General features: G+C 64.7%; 18 protein-coding genes. 7 read left to right on the forward strand and 11 right to left on the reverse strand.

The features are described 5' to 3' along the window. The 4 genes from U0025_RS03945 (at position 1) to U0025_RS03960 (ending at position 4058) form a co-directional block, all read left to right on the forward strand. Complete coding sequence (locus U0025_RS03945) at positions 1-1395, forward strand: L-serine ammonia-lyase (protein ID WP_004211410.1); 1395 nt, start codon at positions 1-3, stop codon at positions 1393-1395. A gap of 177 nt (positions 1396-1572) precedes the next feature. Then, positions 1573-2226, forward strand: coding sequence for an outer membrane protein (locus tag U0025_RS03950; RefSeq protein WP_004211411.1), 654 nt, complete (start codon positions 1573-1575; stop codon positions 2224-2226). A 96-nt stretch (positions 2227-2322) separates the two neighbouring features. Beyond that, a complete protein-coding gene (locus U0025_RS03955) occupies positions 2323-2751 on the forward strand; it encodes an acyl-CoA thioesterase (protein WP_004211412.1) in 429 nt (142 codons plus the stop codon). 206 nt (positions 2752-2957) lie between these two features. Beyond that, on the forward strand, positions 2958-4058 hold the full coding sequence (locus tag U0025_RS03960) for a glycoside hydrolase family 43 protein (protein ID WP_037491177.1): 1101 nt from the start codon (positions 2958-2960) through the stop codon (positions 4056-4058). A gap of 56 nt (positions 4059-4114) precedes the next feature. On the opposite strand, the gene pyrF is transcribed toward U0025_RS03960, so the two are convergent. From pyrF to U0025_RS03995, 7 genes are all read right to left on the reverse strand, one after another. After that, positions 4115-4789, reverse strand: coding sequence for an orotidine-5'-phosphate decarboxylase (pyrF, locus tag U0025_RS03965; RefSeq protein ID WP_004211414.1), 675 nt, complete (start codon positions 4787-4789; stop codon positions 4115-4117). Further along, complete coding sequence (locus U0025_RS03970) at positions 4786-5133, reverse strand: lipopolysaccharide assembly protein LapA domain-containing protein (protein WP_004211415.1); 348 nt, start codon at positions 5131-5133, stop codon at positions 4786-4788. The genes pyrF and U0025_RS03970 overlap by 4 nt, the downstream gene beginning before the upstream one ends. A 68-nt stretch (positions 5134-5201) precedes the next feature. Beyond that, positions 5202-6059: an aldose 1-epimerase gene (locus tag U0025_RS03975; protein WP_306452559.1), complete on the reverse strand. Its 858-nt coding sequence runs from the start codon at positions 6057-6059 to the stop codon at positions 5202-5204. Further along, positions 6056-7468, reverse strand: a complete 1413-nt coding sequence (locus U0025_RS03980) for a sugar porter family MFS transporter (protein WP_004211417.1) — start codon at positions 7466-7468, stop codon at positions 6056-6058. The genes U0025_RS03975 and U0025_RS03980 overlap by 4 nt, the downstream gene beginning before the upstream one ends. 29 nt (positions 7469-7497) lie before the next feature. After that, positions 7498-8373 carry an SMP-30/gluconolactonase/LRE family protein gene (locus U0025_RS03985; RefSeq protein WP_004211418.1) on the reverse strand — a complete coding sequence of 292 codons (876 nt, stop codon included), beginning with the start codon at positions 8371-8373 and terminating at the stop codon, positions 7498-7500. Between the two features lies 1 nt (position 8374). Next, complete coding sequence (locus U0025_RS03990) at positions 8375-9133, reverse strand: SDR family NAD(P)-dependent oxidoreductase (RefSeq protein WP_004211419.1); 759 nt, start codon at positions 9131-9133, stop codon at positions 8375-8377. Beyond that, on the reverse strand, positions 9130-10278 hold the full coding sequence (locus U0025_RS03995; RefSeq protein ID WP_004211420.1) for a fumarylacetoacetate hydrolase family protein: 1149 nt from the start codon (positions 10276-10278) through the stop codon (positions 9130-9132). Before U0025_RS03995 ends, U0025_RS03990 begins: the two co-directional genes overlap by 4 nt. A gap of 223 nt (positions 10279-10501) precedes the next feature. Here U0025_RS03995 and U0025_RS04000 point away from each other — a divergent pair, with 223 nt between their 5' ends. Next, entirely contained in the window at positions 10502-10687 is a 186-nt protein-coding gene (locus U0025_RS04000) for a hypothetical protein (RefSeq protein ID WP_004211421.1), read from the forward strand. Between the two features lie 139 nt (positions 10688-10826). Here the strand turns inward: U0025_RS04000 and U0025_RS04005 are convergent, their stop codons facing one another. Beyond that, a complete protein-coding gene (locus U0025_RS04005; protein WP_004211424.1) occupies positions 10827-11240 on the reverse strand; it encodes an EF-hand domain-containing protein in 414 nt (137 codons plus the stop codon). Positions 11241-11527: 287 nt separating this feature from the next. On the opposite strand from U0025_RS04005, the gene purB reads away from it, so the two are divergent. Continuing rightward, positions 11528-12844 (forward strand): adenylosuccinate lyase, encoded by a 1317-nt coding sequence (gene purB / locus U0025_RS04010; protein ID WP_004211426.1) that lies wholly within the window; start codon positions 11528-11530, stop codon positions 12842-12844. A 367-nt stretch (positions 12845-13211) separates the two neighbouring features. On the opposite strand, the gene U0025_RS04015 is transcribed toward purB, so the two are convergent. The 3 genes from U0025_RS04015 to U0025_RS04025 all read right to left on the reverse strand — a co-directional run bounded on the left by U0025_RS04015 (position 13212) and on the right by U0025_RS04025 (position 17071). Further along, on the reverse strand, positions 13212-13538 hold the full coding sequence (locus U0025_RS04015) for a hypothetical protein (RefSeq protein ID WP_139278757.1): 327 nt from the start codon (positions 13536-13538) through the stop codon (positions 13212-13214). 240 nt (positions 13539-13778) lie between these two features. Then, positions 13779-14852: a LacI family DNA-binding transcriptional regulator gene (locus U0025_RS04020; protein WP_004211428.1), complete on the reverse strand. Its 1074-nt coding sequence runs from the start codon at positions 14850-14852 to the stop codon at positions 13779-13781. Between the two features lie 74 nt (positions 14853-14926). Continuing rightward, on the reverse strand, positions 14927-17071 hold the full coding sequence (locus U0025_RS04025) for an alpha-glucuronidase family glycosyl hydrolase (RefSeq protein ID WP_004211430.1): 2145 nt from the start codon (positions 17069-17071) through the stop codon (positions 14927-14929). Positions 17072-17272: 201 nt separating this feature from the next. On the opposite strand from U0025_RS04025, the gene U0025_RS04030 reads away from it, so the two are divergent. After that, entirely contained in the window at positions 17273-19597 is a 2325-nt protein-coding gene (locus U0025_RS04030; RefSeq protein WP_254792264.1) for a glycoside hydrolase family 3 N-terminal domain-containing protein, read from the forward strand. Positions 19598-19599 lie beyond the last annotated feature (2 nt).

Here is a 19599-nt window from a genome sequence, read left to right on the forward strand (position 1 = left end):
GTGACCAAATCGCGCATCGACAGCGCCGCCGCGATCAGCGTGATGGATCTGTTCACCATCGGCATCGGCCCGTCCAGCTCGCACACGGTCGGGCCGATGCGCGCCGCGCTGATGTTCATGGATACGCTGCCCACCTGTCCGGTGCGGGTGCAGTGCGAACTTTACGGGTCGCTGGCGCTGACCGGCCGGGGCCATGCCACCGACAGCGCGATCCTGCTCGGCCTGTCGGGTCACAGCCCCGAAAATGTCGATCCCGATGCCATCCCGGCCATTCTTCAGGCGATCCGCGACGATGGCCGCATTCGCGCCGGCAGCGCTCATCTCGACTGGGTGCCGTTCGAGGAAGCGCGCGACCTCGTCTTCCGCATGGGCGAATTTCTGGAGGCGCACAGCAACGGCATGCGCTTCACTGCCTGGCTGCCGGGCCGGGACGATCCGCTGGTGCGCGATTATTATTCGATCGGTGGTGGCGCGGTGCTGCCCGGCGCCATTCCCGCCGACCCGGATATTCCGCTCGGCCATAATGTGGTCCAGCCCTTTCCCTTCTCGTCCGGCGCCGAACTGCTGGCGCAGGGGGAGGCGACCGGCCTCAGCATCGCCACGCTGGTTCTCCGCAACGAAGGCGCCTGGCGCGCCCAGGGTGAGACCGAGGCCTTTCTCGACTGCGTGATCGACGCCATGTCCGCTTCGATCGATCGCGGCCTGAAAGAAGAAGGCCTGCTGCCCGGTGGGCTCAAGGTGCGCCGTCGGGCCAAGGCGATCCACAACAAGCTGCGGCTGCAGGGCACCAGCGTCGGCCCCGCCCAGATCTTCGAATGGGTCAGCCTGTTCGCACTCGCCGTGAATGAGGAAAATGCCGCCGGCGGCCGGGTCGTTACCGCACCCACCAACGGCGCGGCCGGTGTGATCCCGGCGGTGCTTCATTATTATCGCCGCTTCGTCCCCGGCGCCGATCGGGAAGGGGAACGCCGCTTCCTCCTCACCACCGCCGCCATGGGCTTCCTCTACAAGAAGCGCGCCTCTATCTCGGCCGCCGAAATGGGCTGTCAGGGCGAAGTCGGCGTCGCCTGCTCGATGGCGGCGGCGGGCCTCGCCGCCGTGCTGGGCGGCACCAACAGCCAGGTCGAAAATGCGGCCGAGATCGGCATGGAGCATAATCTGGGCCTCACCTGCGATCCGATCGGCGGCCTCGTCCAGATCCCCTGCATCGAACGCAACACCATGGGCGCGGTGAAGGCGATCAACGCCGCCTATCTCGCGCTCCAGGGCGATGGCCGTCATATCGTCAGCCTCGACGCGGTGATCGAGACGATGCGCCAGACCGGCGAGGATATGGCCAGCCGCTACAAGGAGACATCGCTTGGCGGTCTGGCCGTCAATGTCGTGGAATGTTGAAGGAAGGCGGCCTCATTTCGTCGCTCCCGGCCCACGGGAACGCGCCGAACTGAGCGGCTTTCGTGGCATTAATGCCACATTATCAGCTGTTTATCTGAGGTTCATGAAACAAATATGACCGCTCCGGCTTGAGCGTCTCACCCCCAAGGGGAAGAGAAAGACAACGGAGTGATGTTTATGCGTAAGTTGATGGTCGCCACTTTGCTGGCCGGTGGTGCAGTTGCCGCGCCGGCGCTCGCACAGGATGCCACCCCGACCTTCACCGGCCCGCGCGTCGAAGCGATCCTGGGCTATGACCATACCGGGGCCGGCAGCTCGATCGACAATGATAATGGCAGCGACGATCAGAAGATCGACGGCCTGCTCTATGGTGTCGGCGCGGGTTATGACGTGAATGTCGGCGGCGCCGTCGTCGGCGTCGAGGGCGAGTTCACCGACTCCACCGCCAAGAGCAGCCGCAACGATTTCACCGACCAGTTCGGTTATGGCCGCGTCAAGCAGGGCCGCGATCTCTATATCGGTGCCCGCGCCGGTATCCTCGCCGATCCCTCGACCCTCATCTATGTGAAGGGCGGCTACACCAACACCAAACTCGGCGTGCTGGCCGGCGACACCAACCAGGTCACCGACACCTCGTTCAAGCTCGACGGCTGGCGCGTCGGCGGCGGCGTGGAGCGCGCGCTCAACGCCAACACCTTCGCCAAGATCGAATATCGCTACTCCAAATATGACAGCGCCCATATCGACTTCATGGATGGCTCGACCAGCAGCGAATTCGACGTCGACACCGACCGCCATCAGGTCGTCGCCTCGGTCGGCTGGCGCTTCTAAAACGATAGGGAAAAAAGGGGCCGGTCACCGATCGGCCCCTTTTTTGCAGCATCCGCCCATTGCCTCTATCAGCCGCCCTGCGGGGATGTTACTTACATGGTTGTGAGTAACGCGATTCCCCACCTGTACCCGGTTGGCATCCAGCCCGACGACATCGACTTCATGGGTCATGTCAACAATGCCAGCTATCTGAAGTGGGTGCAGGATGCCGTGCTCGACCATTGGCGCGCGCTCGCCCCGGCCGAGGCGGTGGCCCAGCATCTCTGGGTCGCGCTCAAGCATGAGATCACCTATCGCAAGCCCACCTTCCTGGACGATGAGGTGATCGCCACCGTCCTCCTCGAAAAGGTGCAGGGCGCCCGTGCCTTCTATGAAACGGTGATCCGCCGTGGCGAGGAAGTGCTGGCCGAGGTCAAGTCGAGCTGGTGCTGCGTCGATGCCTCCACCCTGCGCCCGGCCCGCATTGCCCGCGAAGTGATGCAGCATTTCTTCGCGCCCGACGACAGCGGCACCACCGCCGACTGATCCCATTATGTGAATGGCATGGTTGCAGCGTGGGAACGCGCTTGACCCTTGCCCGGATGTTTGCATTAGTCCGACAAATAAAGGGCCGGTGACGGGGCGGCGAAGCGCGCCCTCCGCTGCGGCCCTGTCGGCGAAGCGCGTCTGTCGATCATCATGCGCTCGCCCGATGGATGAGGGAGAGGGTGTTGATGCGGTGGCCATCGGGAATGAGATATCTGGGGTTTGGCCTGCTGCTGGGCAGCGCCACCATGGCGATCGCGGCCCCCGCCACGCCGCCGCGCCAACTCGACATCGTCAAGCGCATCGCCAAGGCCAAGCCGGAAGCGAAGGATGAGGCCAGCGCCCGGACGTCCTATCTCCTCGTCTATTTCAAGGACGAGACCCACTCGCTGCATTTCGCGACCTCGGCGGATGGCTACAGCTTCACCGACGTCAATGACGGTGCGCCGGTCCTCAATGGCCGCGACGTCGCCGAACAGAAGGGCATCCGCGATCCCTATATCATGCGCGGTCCCGACAATGCCTTCTACCTCGCCATGACCGACCTGCATATTTTCGCCAGGCGCGAAGGGCTGCGGGATACCGACTGGCAGCGGCCGACCGACAGCTATGGCTGGGGCAATAACCGCTCGATGATCTTCATGAAATCCTATGATCTCACCCATTGGACGCTCGCGTCCGTGACCATAGATCAGTTGTTCAAGTCGACCGCCAATGCGGGCACCGCCTGGGCGCCGGAAATGATCTATGATCCCGACAAGCGCAAGATCATGGTCTATTTCAGCACCCGCAACGGCAAGGAAACGGACCATATGGTCTATGCCTATGCGGACGATGCCTTCACCACGCTGACCAGCGAACCGCGCGACCTGTTCACCTATCCCAAGCCCGGCATCGGCACGATCGACGGCGACATCACCAAGGTTGGCGACCGCTACCGCCTCTTCTATGTCGCGCATGACAAGCCCGGCCATCTGCGTCAGGCGACCTCATCGCGCATGGATGGCGGCTATGTCTTCGATCCTGCCAAGATCGACCCGGAAACGGTCGGCACCGAAGCGCCCAATCTGTGGCGGCGCCACGGCACCGACACCTATGTGCTGATGTATGATGTGTTCGGCGCCAAGCCGGTCAACAATATGGGCTTTTCGGAGACGGAGGATTTCGTCCATTTCCGCGACATCGGCCATTTCAACGCGCCGGGATCGCCGATGAAGGCGACCAACTTCACCCAGCCCAAGCATGGCGCCGTCATCCCGATCACCCCGGCGGAAGCGGAGCGGCTGAAGACCTTCTTCCGGAAATAAGGGCAGGGGAGGATCGCACCGGATCGGCTCAGCGCCGCCGATGCGATCCACCATCCCTACAGCGTCGCTTCGATCGCGCGCGCCGCCTGGTCGGGGTCTTCGGCCTGGCTGATCGGGCGACCGATCACCAGCATCGACGCGCCCCGGTCCAGCGCCTCGCGCGGGGTCACGGCGCGCTTCTGGTCGCCCATCGCGCCGCCCGCCGGGCGCACACCGGGCACGACGAAATAGCCGTCGGGCCAGATTTTCTTGACCAGCGCGACTTCCTCGCCGGAACAGACGATGCCGTCCAGGCCGGCGTCCCGCGCCAGTTCGGCGAGCCGTGTCACCTGCTCCTCGGCCGCGCCATTGACGCCAATTTCATTAAGGTCGCCATTGTCGAGGCTGGTAAGCACCGTCACCGCCACCACCTTGGTCTTGGTGCCGGCCGCTGCCTTCGCATCCTCCAACATCGCCCGGCCACCGGCCGCATGGACCGTCAGCACCGCCGGCTCCAGCCCGTGCAGCGCCTGCACCGCCTTGGCCACCGTATTGGGAATGTCGTGCAGCTTGAGGTCGAGGAAGATCGGCAGGCCGAACTTCATCATCTCATGCACGCCATGATGGCCATTGGCGCAGAAGAACTCCAGCCCCAGCTTCAGCCCGCCGACATGGTTGCGGACCTGCCCGGCCAGATGCTGGGCCTTGGCAAGGTCGGGCGTGTCGATGGCGACATAGATCGGGCTGCTCATGCTTGTCCTGTAGGGGTAAGGGGCGACGGCGTGGCGTCGGGCAAGATCGGGGTGGTCACCGTCGCAGGCGTCACGGGTGTGGCCGGCGCGGCGGAAGCGGTCGCGGCGACCAGCGCACGCTCGGTGCTCTCCAGGCGGCGCTTCATGCGCCAGCGCGTCGCGCGGGCCATGATCCAGAAGGGCATGGCGCCCAGCAGGAATGCGCCGATCAGAAGCACCGGCAATTTGGTTTCCATCACCATGTCGCCCCACAGGCGCACGGTCACGGGGACATAGTTCGCCATGCAGAAGAAGGCGAGGGCGACGGCGATGACGACCCAGAAGGCAGTCCGCAGAAATTGCATCGGCGATCCTCTCGCTGCTGATAGGGCGGTCAGCCTAGGCGATTTTGGCGAAAGGCGAAAGCGCCTGTTCAGATTTCGCGGACGGCGACCATCATCGACAGGCTTTGCGTGGCGCCCGGCGCCAGCATCGCCATGCCTTCAGGCCGGTTGATCGCGTCCGGCATATGGCTGACCGGCTCCAGGCAGAAGAAGTCGCCAGCGGGCGGGCGGAAGACATGCAGCCAGTCCGAACCCTCAGCCGTCAAGGTCAGGCGGATGCCGTCGCCCCGGTCGACCACCGCCACATGGTCCCAGCCGCCATGGACATTGTCGATCAGGCTGTCGCCGGTCACGCGCGCACCCTGCGACCAGTCGCCCAGCGCGTCGGCCGGCACTTCCCGTTCGGGCAGCATGTCGGGGGATGAGAGCCAGAGCGTGTCGGCGTGGAAGCGCAGCATCGTGTCGCCGTCCAGCGCAAAATAGGGATGGAAGCCAAGGCCGCAGGGCATCGGGCTGTCGCCCAGATTCTGCACCAGCAGCGTGACGTCCAGCGCATCCTCGCTCAGCCGCACATGCTGCTGCGCGCGCCAGGCCCAGGGCCAGCCCGCATCGCCGTCATGCGTCTGCTCCAGCCTGACGTCATGGCCCGACTGCTCCAGCACATGCCAGGGGCGCTGCCAGCCAAAGCCATGGATGCTGTGGGGATGATCGCCGAAATTGAGCGGCAACTGATAGCTTCGCCCGTCCACGCTATAGCGCCCATGGGCGATGCGGTTGGCATAGGGCACCAGCGGGAAGCTGGCCATGTCCAGCGGATCATGGCTGTCCTGCGGCGCGCGGCGCAGCAGGGCCACGCCGTCGCGATCGAAGGACAGGATCGATCCGCCGACATCCGGGGCGAGCGCGCAACTGAGCGCGCCCGCCTTCAGGGTGACGATCTTGCTCAGCCGACCATGTCCTCAAGCTCGCGGCCCTTGGTCTCATGGACCATGGCGCGCACGAAGAAGAAGGAAATGGCGGCAAACAGGGCGTAGCCGGTATAGGTCACGACCAGGCCCGGCGACACGGCGAGCGAGGGGAAGCTGACCGAGATCGCGGCATTGGCGATCCACTGGGCAAAGCCGGCGACGGCCAGGCCCGAACCACGGATCTGGTTGGGGAACATCTCGCCCAGCATCACCCACATGATCGGACCCCAGCTCAGGTTGAAGAAGATCACGTAGAGGTTCGCCGCGATCAGCGCCATCAGGCCATTATGGCCCGGCAGCACCACGCCGCCATCCGCGCCGGTGACGGCGGTGGAGAAGGCATAGGCAACAATCGCCAGCGTCACCGCCATGCCGGCAGACCCGATCAGCAACAGCGGCTTGCGGCCGATCTTGTCGACCAGCATGATCGTGCCCAGGCACGCGCCGATCGACAGCACGCCCGACAGGATGTTGATCTGCAGCGCATTATCCTCGGAAAAGCCGACGGCTTCCCACAGGGTGGCGCCATAATAGAAGACGACATTGATGCCGACCAACTGCTGGAAGACGGCGAGGCCAATGCCGGCCCACACGATCGGGCGCACCTTGCCGCTGGCCTTGTCGATCAGGTCGCTCAGCTTGGGGCGGTGATGATCGGCGGCCAGGCTGGCGCGGATCTCGCCGACCTTGCGATTGGCTTCCTCGGCACCGAACAGCTTGGTCAGGACCGCGCGGGCGCGTTCGTCCTGGCCGCGCGCGACCAGATAGCGGGGGCTTTCCGGGATCACCAGCAGCGCCAGGAAATAGATGGCGGCCGGGATCGCCTGCAGCCAGAACATCCAGCGCCAGGCCGGGAAGTCGAGCCACAAGGGCGCGGTCGAACCGCCGGCATAGCGGGCCAGCACGAAATTGGCGACGAAGGCGCCAGTGAGGCCGGAAATGATCATCACCTGCTGCACGCTCGACAGCCGGCCGCGGATCGAGGCGGGGGTGACTTCGGAGATATAGACCGGCGAGATGACGCTCGCCGCGCCCACGCCCAGGCCGCCGATGATGCGGGCGATGATGAAGATGGCGGAGGAACCGGCGGCACCGGCCAGCAGCGCGCTCACCAGGAACAGGATCGCCGCCAGCATCATCACGCCGCGACGGCCGATGATGTCGGCCATGCGGCCTGCGCCGAACGCGCCGATCGACGACCCGACCAGGATCGCGCCGACATTGACGCCGATGCCCAGCTTGCCCAGGTCGAAGGCGGCTTCCAGCCCCTTCTGGGTGCCGTTGATGACGCCCGAATCATAACCGAACATGAAACCGCCGATCGTGGCGACGGCCACGATCGCTGCGATGAAGGCCATATTGACCTTCCCGGCGCTCCCCTCACTCATCTGCTTGTCCTTCCAGCTCTCTATTTCTTCTATATCGTGGCGACATGGCCCGGCAGCCCCGCGACGCCGGCGTCGAAGGCGAACAGATCGCCCGCCAGGGGCTGTTCTGTCAACGCTGTCACATCCAGTCCCTTGCGCGCCGTCGTGGCATAGGCCGTCATCAGGTCCGGGCCGCCAAAGGCGATCTTGGTGATGTTGGCGACGGGGAAGCGGATTTCCCGCATCAGCCGCCCGGCCGGGTCATAGCGGCGCACCGCCCATCCGCCGAACAGCCCAGTCCACAGGCAGCCTTCGGCATCGACCGTGGGGCCGTCGGGATAGCCCGCGCCATCCTCGATCCGCGTGAACAGGGTGGCGGCGCCGGCGACGCCATCGGCATCGACCGGGCATTGCCAGATGGCGCGGCCCAGCGTGTCGGTATGATAGAGGATGCGCCCGTCAGGCGAGAGGGCAGGGCCGTTGGTGATCGACACGGCGGCCAGCCCGCTCTCGACCAGGTCGCCGCGATGCAGCCGATAGAAACGGCCGCTTTCCTCTGCCTCGGCATCGTCCATCGACCCGAACCACAGGGCGCCGCCGGGCGCCACCGTGGCGTCGTTCAGCCGGTTGCCCGGCCGATGCGCTTCGGGCGCGTGGAGCAGGGTGAAGGCGCCGCTCCTGGGATCGAAGCGATGCACGCCCGATTGCAGGCCGACCGCGAACAGGCCGTCGTCGGTCGGTACGATCCAGCCGACCTGGCCCGGCGTGGTCCAGCTCTTGGACACGTCCAGCGCCGGGTCGAAGCGGTGGATCGCATGGCCCTTGATGTCGACGAACCACAAGGCCGCCTCGCGTTCGACCCAGATCGGCCCTTCGCCCAGTATCGCCCCGACCGACAGGACGCTGCGCGGTGCGGCGTCGCGCATCTCAGCGCCAGCCGGCGTCGATGAAATAGTCATGGCCGGTGCAATAGCGCGCATCGTCCGACGACAGGAACATGGCCAGCGCGGCGACGTCGACCGGCAGGATGCGGCCGTCCAGGCACTGGGCCGCGACGATCTCGGCCTCGCCTTCGGGCGTGTACCATTTTTCCTGGCGCAGCGTCTTCACATTGCCCGGAATGATGGTGTTGACGCGGATATTGTCGCGGCCAAGGTCGCGGGCCAGGCTGCGCGTCAGCCCCTCGATCGCCGCCTTGGCGGTCTGGTAGAGGATGAGGTCGGGCAGGGCCAGGTGCCAGCTGATCGAACCGAAGTTCAGGATCACGCCGCCGCCCGCGCGCTTCATCGCCGGGATTGCCGCCTGTGCCGCGAAGAACTGGTGGCGCAGATTGACCGCCATCCGCTCGTCCCAATAGGCCTGGGTCACGTCCTCGATCGCATGGCGATCGTCATTGGCGGCGTTGTTGATCAGGATGTCGATCCCGCCCAGTTCCGCCTCGACCCGCGCCATCATCGCCTGCAGCGCGTTGATGTCGCGCAGGTCGCAGGCGTGGAAGATCGGGGTGAAGGCGCAGCCGCTCAGCCGTGCGGCTAGCGCCTCGCTCTCGGGGATGGCGATGTCGCAGAAGGCGACATGCGCGCCCTGCATCGAATAGGCTTCGACCAGCCCTTCGCCGATGCCGCTGCCGCCGCCGCTGATGAAGACCCGCTTGCCCTTCAGGCTCGGGTAGATGGCGCGGCTCATGCAGTTTCTTTCTGGTCGACGGCCGAGAGCAGACCGCGCCCGGCAAGATTGGTCATCAGCGCGGCCAGGCCGAAGGTCCAGGGTGCGGCGTCCTTCGACGTCACCACCGGGTTGATCAGCTTGCCCAGGCGCGGGGTGGAGATGGCAACGATGTCACCGACCTTGTGCGTAAAGCCGCGGCCTTCCTCGTCACGGTCCTGCACGGGCGCGAACAGCGTGCCCAGGAACAGGGCGAAGCCATCGGGATATTGATGTTCCGACAGGGTCTGGCGCACCAGTTCCAGCGGATCGCGGCTGATCTGGTCCATCCGGCTCGTGCCTTCGAGCATATAGCCTTCCGGCCCCTCGATGGTCAGGCCGACTTCGGCATTGCGCACATCGTCGATGGTGAAATCGCCGTCGAACAGGCGGACGAGCGGGCCGAGCGAGCAGGACGCATTATTGTCCTTCGCCTTGCCCAGCAGCAGGGCGGAGCGCCCTTCGAAATCGCGCAGGTTGACGTCATTGCCCAGCGTCGCGCCCACGGCCTGGCCATCGGCATTGACCAGCAGCACGACCTCGGGCTCGGGATTGTTCCAGGTGGAATCGGACCGGATGCCGATTTCCGCCATCGGGCCGACCGTCGCCAGCACCGGCGCCTTGGTGAAGACTTCCGCGTCCGGGCCGATCGCGACTTCCAGATATTGCGACCACAGGCCGTCCTCGATCAGCGCGGCCTTGAGCGCTGCGGCTTCCTCGGTGCCCGGCACCACGGCGCGGATCGATCCGCCGACCCGCTCTTCCAGGCGGCCACGGATTTCGGCGGCAGCGCCGGCATCGCCGCGCGCCCGTTCCTCGATCACGCGCTCCAGCGCCGACAGGGCAAAGGTCACGCCGCATGCCTTGACGCATTGCAGGTCGACCGGGCTCAGCAGCGCCGCTTCGATCGCGTCCAGATCGCCGATCTTCTCGCCATCGGTGGCGGCGACGAAGGGCAGCTTCTCGACCAGCTGGGCGCTGGTCGGCGCGATCGCGCTCATGTCGTAAACGATGCCCTGCGACACCAGGATCGGGCTCGGGCCCGCGTTCGTCTGGATGCGGCCCAGGAAAAGCCCGGTCCGCCAGTCATGCGGCAGACAGTCAAGCAAGGCGGTATCCCCCGGCATCATCTTCTCCTATGCACCTGGTTGTTGATTGATAGCGCTACCAACATGGAAGGGCGGTGCAAGTCAAGACCCCCTGATGAAAATCGCTCGCAGCGGCGGGGCGTCGGGGCTTTGCTGGCTGCGGGTCAGGCGTCATGGCGTGCGCATGGCACGGCGAATTTCCGGCCTTGCCGCTACGTCAGCCCTTTTCAGTCCCGCCGGGCTGCGGCATAGAAGGGGGACTATGAAGAAGAACCAAGAGAGCGTGCCGGACGCCGGCGCAGAAGCCCTCCAGCCAGAGGATAATGCCCCCGATCTCGCCGATGCGGCGCGCAAGTCCGCCGGAAAGGCCGTGTGGATGGGCACTGCCGTGGGCATCGGCTCGGCCGCGATCGTCGCCGCCCTGCTCTATACCAAGAAGCGTCGCTGAACCCGTCGGGGCTTGTTCCCGGCCCCGCGACCATCCGCCATCAAAAAAAAGGAGGCGGCATGTTCTGTGACATGCCGCCCCGGTGCGACCCGCTTGGGGTTCTGTATTTTCCCTGCCTTCGTGACGGGAAGGGAAATATTTATGCGCCCGCGCTGCCGCTCAGATAGCTGATCAGTTCGGGCTTGCTGACCGATATGCTCTTGTCGGCATCGGCAGTGGTGAAGGCGCCGCTGGCCCAGGCAGTGACTTCGGCCGGCGGCAGCGTCTTGCCGGTGGCCTTCATCTCCTGATCCTTGAGGGCCACCATCCAGCGCGAAAACTCGCCCTGGTCCAGTTGTCCGTCCTTGTTCGTGTCATAGGCCGGGAATTCCGACTCGACGATCGCGGCGACCGAATTGGCCGGGTTTGCCGGCTGCGCGGCCTGCGGTTCGGCCGGGCTCGCGGGCGCGGCCGGCTGTGCGGCCTGCGCTGCCGGATCGGCCGGCGCAGCCTGCTGCGCCAATGCGGGCGCTGCGACCATCATGGCGCTCGTCAGAAGCAAGGTGCGGATCATGGCGACATCCTTTATATCATTGAAACGCGCAGGGCCTGCATTGGGCGCCTGCTTTGGCTTCATGCCTTAATTGCCATCACATAATACATGAAGACTAGAAAAAGTTCCTGAACATCGGTTCATCTACGCATTTGGACTTATGAAATGCTTCGGTTCGACTGTCTTTGCTTGGATAATTGCGGCCGGATGAGGCACGCGCGGGGCAGGGGAGCCTCCTCAATTGCCCCAAAGGGCGCAGGCTGCTAGGCGGCGCGGCAATATCCACCCTCCAGCCGCAGGATTCGCCCATGGTCCCCCGCTATTCCCGTCCCGCAATGACCGCCCTCTGGGAGCCGGAAGCCCGCTTCAAGATCTGGTTCGAGATCGAGGCGCACGCGACCGAGAAGCTGGGCGAACTGGGCGTTGTCCCGCCGTCGGCCGCCAAGGCGCTGTGGGACTGGTGGGCCACCAACCCCGCGATCGACGTGCCCGCGATCGACGCGATCGAAGCCGTCACCAAGCATGACGTCATCGCCTTCCTGACCTGGGTCGCCGAACAGGTGGGCGACGAAGCCCGCTTCATGCACCAGGGCATGACCAGTTCCGACGTGCTCGACACCTGCCTTGCCGTGCAGTTGACCCGCGCCGCCGACCTGCTGATCGAGGATCTCGACAAGCTGCTCGACGTCATCAAGCGCCGCGCCTTCGAACATAAGCTGACCCCGACCATCGGCCGCAGCCACGGCATCCATGCCGAACCGGTCACCTTCGGCCTCAAGATGGCGGAAGCCTATGCCGAATTTTCGCGCTGCAAGACCCGCCTGATCGCGGCCCGCGAGGAAGTCGCCACCTGCGCCATTTCGGGCGCGGTCGGCACCTTCGCCAATATCGATCCGCGCGTCGAGGAACATGTGGCGCAAAAGCTCGGCCTCGCGATCGAGCCGGTCTCGACCCAGGTGATCCCGCGCGATCGCCACGCCATGTTCTTCGTCACCCTGGGCGTCATCGCCAGCTCGATCGAGCGCCTCGCCGTCGAGGTCCGCCACCTGCAGCGCACCGAAGTGCTGGAGGCCGAGGAATATTTCTCGCCCGGCCAGAAGGGCTCGTCGGCCATGCCGCACAAGCGCAATCCGGTCCTCACCGAAAATCTCACCGGTCTCGCCCGCATGGTGCGCAGCTATGCGCTGCCCGCCATGGAAAATGTGGCGCTGTGGCATGAGCGCGACATCTCGCACTCGTCGGTCGAGCGTTATATCGGCCCCGACGCCACCATCACCCTCGACTTCGCGCTCGGCCGCCTGACCGGCGTTATCGACAAGCTGCTCGTCTACCCCGAGCGGATGATGAAGAATCTCGACAAGATGGGCGGCCTGGTCCACTCGCAGCGCGTGCTGCTGGCACTGACCCAGGCCGGCGTCAGCCGCGAAGACAGCTATCGCTACGTCCAGCGCAACGCGATGAAGGTCTGGGAATCCGACGGCCAGCTCTCGCTGCTCGAACTGCTCAAGGCCGACGAAGATGTCGCCAAGGCATTGAGCGCCCAGGAAATCGAGGACAAGTTCAACCTCGACTATCACTTCAAGCAGGTCGACACCATCTTCGCCCGCGTCTTCGGCGAAGCCTGACACTGAGGCGGCCATTGCCGCGCGACACTGAAGAAAAGGGCGCCCGACCACCCGGTCCGGCGCCCTTTTTCGTTCCTGCGAGCATGGCGAAGTCACGACGATAACGGGTTTTGACCGCTGACGACCCAATGCTGCCCGCTCTATCTTCGTCACCCTGAACTTGTTTCAGGGTCCATTCCTCCCAATAGACCAATGGCTTGTTAGGCTTGATAGATGCTGAAAAAAGTTCAGCATGACGTAGGTGGAATGGCCGCAACCCACCCTCGATCGCTGTCCACAGAGCCGATCGCTACAAAGCGATCCCCGTAGCGGCCTGTCCGCTTATGGCCGGAAAAGCTGCCCAGCGCGACACGACCATTGCTTGCCGTTAATTGGACGGCTCCAAGTCGCCATAAAGCGGCCTAAACTCATTCCAACTTTCATCCGCAAGATTGGATCGCATCTGCTTATCGAAGTCATGGATCGTGACGGCAGATGCCATCATCGTGCTATGCCCGACAGACAAAGCCTGCTTTGCGTTGATCCACATTGCCTGATGGAATGACCATGCAGCAATCTGGAGCCAGTCATCGCTACCGAACTGATCCTCCAATGGCCAATATATCGCATTCAGATCATCACCTGATGTCGAAATTTCGGAAGGCCACAAAATCTTTACACGTTCGTATAGGTCTTGAGGCTTGATCGTGGTCACTGCATTCTCCTGAACGAAGTCGGGAAGGCGGACGTTATGTCAGCTATGGCTGATCCGTCCACCAGAACCCGACCATCCGCTACCCACCCAGCCCTGTCCTACACCCCGCACACCCTGCTACACCGGCCCAAGGCTCTTTCCCATCGTCCGCGCACCATCCATCCTCGCATGAAGATTTCCAACGTGCGCACGAAAATGTCGCAATGTGCGGGAAATATGCGAAGTTAAGCGCGGCCGATCCTATTTTCGGCCCTTATGCTTGGGGCGCAGCCGCGGCGCCGCGTCGGACTGGCGGCGGACCAATTCATAGTCCAGCAGCATGTGCGGCGGGCCATCCTCGCTCTGGGCGCGGCGGCCCTTGATATGGCGCACCAACAGGTCGACCGCCGCCCGCGACATGGCGCTGATCGGCTGGCGGATGGTGGTCAGTTCCGGCCAGATGGTGGTGGCAAGCGAGGTATCGTCGAAGCCGCAGACGGTGAGGTCGCCCGGCACGTCCAGCCCGTTGCGATGGGCGATCGCCACCGTCGCGGCGGCCATGTCGTCATTGCTGGCGAAGATGGCGGTCGGCGGATTGTCCCGCGCCAATATATGCTCGGCTGCATCCAGCCCGGATCGGTAGGTGAAGAAACCCTGTTCCACCAGCGCATCGTCCAGCGCGATGCCGGCTTCGCCCAGCGCGCGGATATAGCCCTGATAACGTTCCTCGCTGGCGCTCAGGTTCGGATGCCCCTTGATGAAGCCGATGCGGTTATGGCCAAGGCCAATCAGGTGCCGGGTCATTTCATAGGCCGCGCCCCGGTCGTCGATGCTGACCGCGGCCAGGCTGGCCGGCGCATGGCCGTTCGCCACCACGACGGCGGGGATGCCCGCCTCGCGCAGCGCATCGATCATCGCTTGATGGTCGCACAGCGGCGGCGGCAGCACGACGCCGTCGATCCGGCCGCGCACCAGATGGTCGACCACCGCCTTGATCGCGGTCTGCTCGTCCCATTTCTCGACGACCAGGTCGATGCCCGCGCGGCTCGACTGGTCGAGGCTCCCGACCAGGAATTCCGACAGATAGGATGCAGACGGGTTGGAATAGAGCAGGCCGATCCGCGTCTCGTCGCCGCCCGCCAGGCTGCGCGCGGCGGCGCTGGGGGAGTAGTTGAGCGCGGCGATCGCCGCCTCCACCTTCTCCTTGGTCGCCGCCCGCACCACCTGTTCACCGTTGATTACCCGCGACACCGTCATCGGCGACACGCCGGCATGTTTCGCCACATCGTTGATGGTGGGCGCGTTGCGCTGGCGGCGGGAACTTCTGGCTTCCATCAGTTTTTCGGGGCCTTCGACATGGGACTAAACCTCTCTGCTAGCGGGATCATTGCGCAAGCTTAAGTAAAATCTCATTTCGGATGCCCCGGCGCATAGGGGAAGCTCAGCGCCTTGTACCAGTCGAGCGGATGGGCGGGCGCCGCGCTGCCGGCGGGCAGGGGGCGGCCGGACACCGACTGGAAATAGGCGATGCAGGCGTCGCGCCACCATTGGGCTTCGCGATGCTGGATCGCCAGGAAGGTCTCGACCTGCGCGAAGCGCTCGGCATCGACCTGGGGCTTGAGCTTGGCCCAATCCCGCTGCATAGCTGCCACCGTTTCGACGCCCCGGTCATAATGGTGGATGAGGCCGTCCCACAGCGTCTCGCCCGATTGCAGGCGATAATCCCAGGGCAGATGGTGGAACCACAGTAGCTCGCGTTCCGGCGTGGTCTTCGGATTGTCGAGCAGCTTGGCCAGCGCCGGCGCATATTGGCCGGTGGCATTGCTGCCCGTCCTGGTCCGGTCAAAACCGATGCCCTGCTTGTCGGCCTTGTGATAGTAGACCGGGTTCCATTCGGGCCGCGCCAGTTCGGACACCCAGGGGGCGGGGCCATAATGATGGCCGGTGCCCATGATATGGGCCAGGCCCAGCGGCGTCATATAGTCGACCGCCGCCTCGCGCGATCCCATCATCATCGCGACGATCGGTGCAACCACCCTGGGATCGGGGGAGAAGGTCTGCGCCGCCCATTCGCGCGCGACAGCCTCGGCGGTCAGGTCGGTGTCCCACGCCATGCGGCCGAACGCATACCAGTCCGCCTGGTTGAAGATCGATCCGCTCCAGTCACGGTCGACGCCGATATTGGCAACCCCGGCGATGCCGGTCAGCTTGTGGCCTTCCAGCGATCCGTCGATCACCTTGGCGACGGTCGATCCCTTGCCTTTGGCCAGCGTATCGCTCTTCAGCGTCTCCTCGAACAGCGTGCCGAGATAGGTAAGGTGGGTCGACTGGCCCAGATATTCCTTGGTGATCTGGAATTCCATCATCAGCGGCGTCTTGGGCATCGCGCCGAACAGCGGGTGGAAGGGTTCGCGCGGCTGGAAATCGATCGCGCCATTCTTCACCTGGACGATGACATTGTCGGCGAACTGGCCGTCGAGCGGCTTGAAGTCGCTATAGGCCTGCTTGGCGCGATCGTCGGGATTGTCATGGGCATAGACGAAGGCGCGCCACATCACGATGCCGCCATGCGGCTTGACCGCGGCCGCCAGCATGTTGGCGCCGTCGGCATGGGTGCGCTTGTAATCCTGCGGGCCGGGCTGGCCCTCGCTGTTCGCCTTCACCAGGAAGCCGCCGAAATCGGGGATCGCCTTGTAGATCTCGTCGGCCTTGGCTTTCCACCAGGCGGCGACCGCCGGATCGAGCGGGTCGGCGCTTTTCAGGCCATCCAGTTCCATCGGCGCGGTCCATTTGACCGACAGATAGACCTTGATGCCATAGGGGCGGAACAGGTCGGCCAGCGCCGCCGCCTTGGCGATATAGGCGGCGGTCAGGCTGTCCGACTTCGCATTCACATTGTTGAGCACCGTGCCGTTGATGCCCAGCGAGGCGTTGGCGCGGGCATAGTCGGTATAGCGCGGCCCCTTATAATCGGGCAGGCGCCACCAGTCCCAGATCGACTGGCCGGCATAGCCGCGCTCGACCGTGCCATCCAGATTGTCCCAATGGTTGAGCAGGCGCAGGCCGATGCGCGGCGCGCTGCGCATATCGATCCGGTCGAGCGCCGCGCCGGTGCGGGCAAGGCGCAGCCACGCATAGGCGCCGTGCAGCACGCCGACATCGGTCGCGCCGGCAATCACGGTCACCGGCTTGCCGACGACCGTCATGGTGCGAATCGCATAACCGTCAGGCCCCAGGCCGTCGGTCGGCACCAATGGCTTGTCCTGCTGCGCGGCCGATTGCAGCAGGATCGCACCTTGCTGCACTGTTGCTGTCAGGGGCACGGTGGCGCCGGTAAGCCCGGCAATGCCGCGCTGCAATTCCTGCCTTGCGATCGTCAGGGTAGGGCTGGTCCCGCCGACAATGCTGCGCGCGTTGGCCCCAATTTGTTGGGCAGCGGCGGCATCGGCCGGCACGTTGCGCAGCCACAGATCATAGCCATCCTCGGCCCAGGCGCGCGGCGCGCCGATCAAAAGGGCGCTGGCCATGATCCAGCAAAATAGGCGCGCAAACATTCGGTCCTCTCCCCCTTGGCCCGCAGGCAATTTTTTGGTGCATTGCCAACGGTGGCATTGACAAGCAGCTCTTGGGTCGTGATGGTAACGCTATCAGTTGATCGGCGGCAAGCAAAAAGGAAAGCCGCGACAAAATTGGAGAGGGGCGTCGTGATCCGGTCAGTTCAGTTTTTGTGCGCAGCATCAGCGCTGTCGCTGGTGATGGCGGCGCCGCTCACGTCCGTTACGGCCGCGCCCGTGACCAGCCAGTCGGCCCGCCCGCTTTACAAGGATGCGTCCGCCCCGATCGAGGCGCGCGTCGATGATCTGCTGGCGCGCATGACGCTGGATGAAAAGATCGCCCAGATCACCACTGTCTGGACTGACAAGGTGAAGCTGCTGGACGCGCAGGGCGAACTGGACCCCGGCAAGCTCAGTCCGACCTTCCCCAGCGGCATCGGCCATTTCACCCGTCCGTCGGACGGTCGTGGCAGTTTCAGCCCGCGCGTCGTGCCCGGCCGCGATCCGCGCCGCACCGTCGCGCTGGTCAACGGCCTGCAGAAATGGGCGATGACGCAGACGCGGCTCGGCATCCCGATCCTGTTCCATGAAGAAGGGCTGCACGGCTATGCCGCCGTTGGCGCCACCAGTTTCCCCCAGTCGATCGCCATGGCGTCGAGCTGGGATCCGGCCATGCTGCGCCAGGTCAATCAGGTGATCGCCCGCGAAATCCGCGCGCGCGGCGTGCCGATGGTGCTCTCGCCCGTGGTCGACATCGCCCGCGACCCGCGCTGGGGCCGGATCGAGGAAACCTATGGCGAGGATCCCTATCTGGTCGGCGAAATGGGCGTTGCGGCGGTGGAGGGGCTGCAAGGCGTTGGCCGTTCGCGCACGCTCCAGCCCAATCATGTCTTCGCCACGCTCAAGCATCTGACCGGCCATGGCCAGCCGGAAAGCGGCACCAATATCGGCCCAGCGCCGGTGTCGGAACGGGAATTGCGCGAGAATTTCTTCCCGCCCTTCGAACAGGTGGTGAAGCGCACCGGCATCGAGGCGGTGATGGCCAGCTATAACGAGATTGATGGCGTGCCCAGCCACGCCAATCGCTGGCTGCTGGACAATGTGCTGCGTCAGGAATGGGGCTTTCGCGGCGCCGTCGTCTCCGATTATTCGGCCGTCGATCAGTTGATGAGCATCCACCATATCGCCGCCAATCTGGAAGAGGCGGCGATGCGCGCGCTCGATGCCGGCGTCGATGCGGACCTGCCCGAGGGCCTGTCCTATGCCACGCTCGGCAAGCTGGTGCGCGAGGGCAAGGTCAGCGAGGCGAAGGTCGATCTCGCCGTGCGCCGCATGCTGGAGTTGAAGTTCCGCGCCGGCCTGTTCGAAAATCCCTATGCCGACGCCAATGCGGCCGCTGCGATCACCAACAATGAAGATGCCCGCGCGCTCGCCCGCACCGCCGCGCAGCGTTCCATAACCCTGCTCAAGAATGACGGCATGCTGCCGCTGAAGCCCGAAGGCACGATCGCGGTGATCGGCCCCAGCGCGGCGGTCGCGCGGCTGGGCGGCTATTATGGTCAGCCGCCGCACAGCGTCTCGATCCTGGAAGGGATCAAGGCGCGGGTCGGCACCAAGGCGAACATCGTCTTCGCTCAGGGCGTGAAGATCACCGAGGATGACGACTGGTGGGCCGACAGCGTCACCAAGTCGGACCCGGCCGAAAACCGCAAGCTGATCGCCCAGGCGGTCGAGGCGGCGCGCAATGTCGACCGCATCATCCTGACCTTGGGCGACACCGAACAGTCGAGCCGCGAAGGCTGGGCCGACAATCATCTGGGCGACCGCCCCAGCCTCGACCTCGTCGGCGAGCAGCAGGAACTGTTCGATGCGCTGAAAGCGCTGGGCAAGCCGATCACCGTCGTCCTCATCAACGGCCGCCCGGCCTCCACGGTGAAGGTCAGCGAACAGGCCAACGCCATCCTCGAAGGCTGGTATCTGGGCGAGCAGGGCGGCAATGCCGTGGCCGACATCCTGTTCGGCGACGTCAATCCGGGCGGCAAGCTGCCCGTCACCGTGCCGCGATCGGCGGGCCAGTTGCCGCTCTTCTACAATATGAAGCCCTCGGCCCGGCGCGGCTATCTGTTCGACACCACCGACCCGCTCTATCCCTTCGGCTTCGGCCTCAGCTACACCAGCTTCAGCCTGTCGGCGCCGCGCCTGTCCGCCACCAGGATCGGCACCGGCGGCAAGACCAGCGTCTCGGTGGATGTCCGCAACACCGGTGCGCGGGAAGGGGACGAGGTCGTCCAGCTCTATATCCGCGACAAGGTCAGCTCCGTCACCCGCCCGGTCAAAGAGCTGAAGGGCTTCCAGCGCGTGACGCTCAAGCCCGGCGAGAGCCGCACCATCACCTTCACGGTCGGTCCCGAGGCGCTGCAAATGTGGAACGACCAGATGCGCCGCGTCGTCGAACCCGGCGATTTCGAGATCATGACCGGCAACAGCTCGGTCGCGCTCCAGTCCACCACCCTGACGGTGCAATAAGC

Source organism: Sphingobium yanoikuyae, assembly GCF_034424525.1.
Lineage (GTDB): Bacteria > Pseudomonadota > Alphaproteobacteria > Sphingomonadales > Sphingomonadaceae > Sphingobium > Sphingobium yanoikuyae.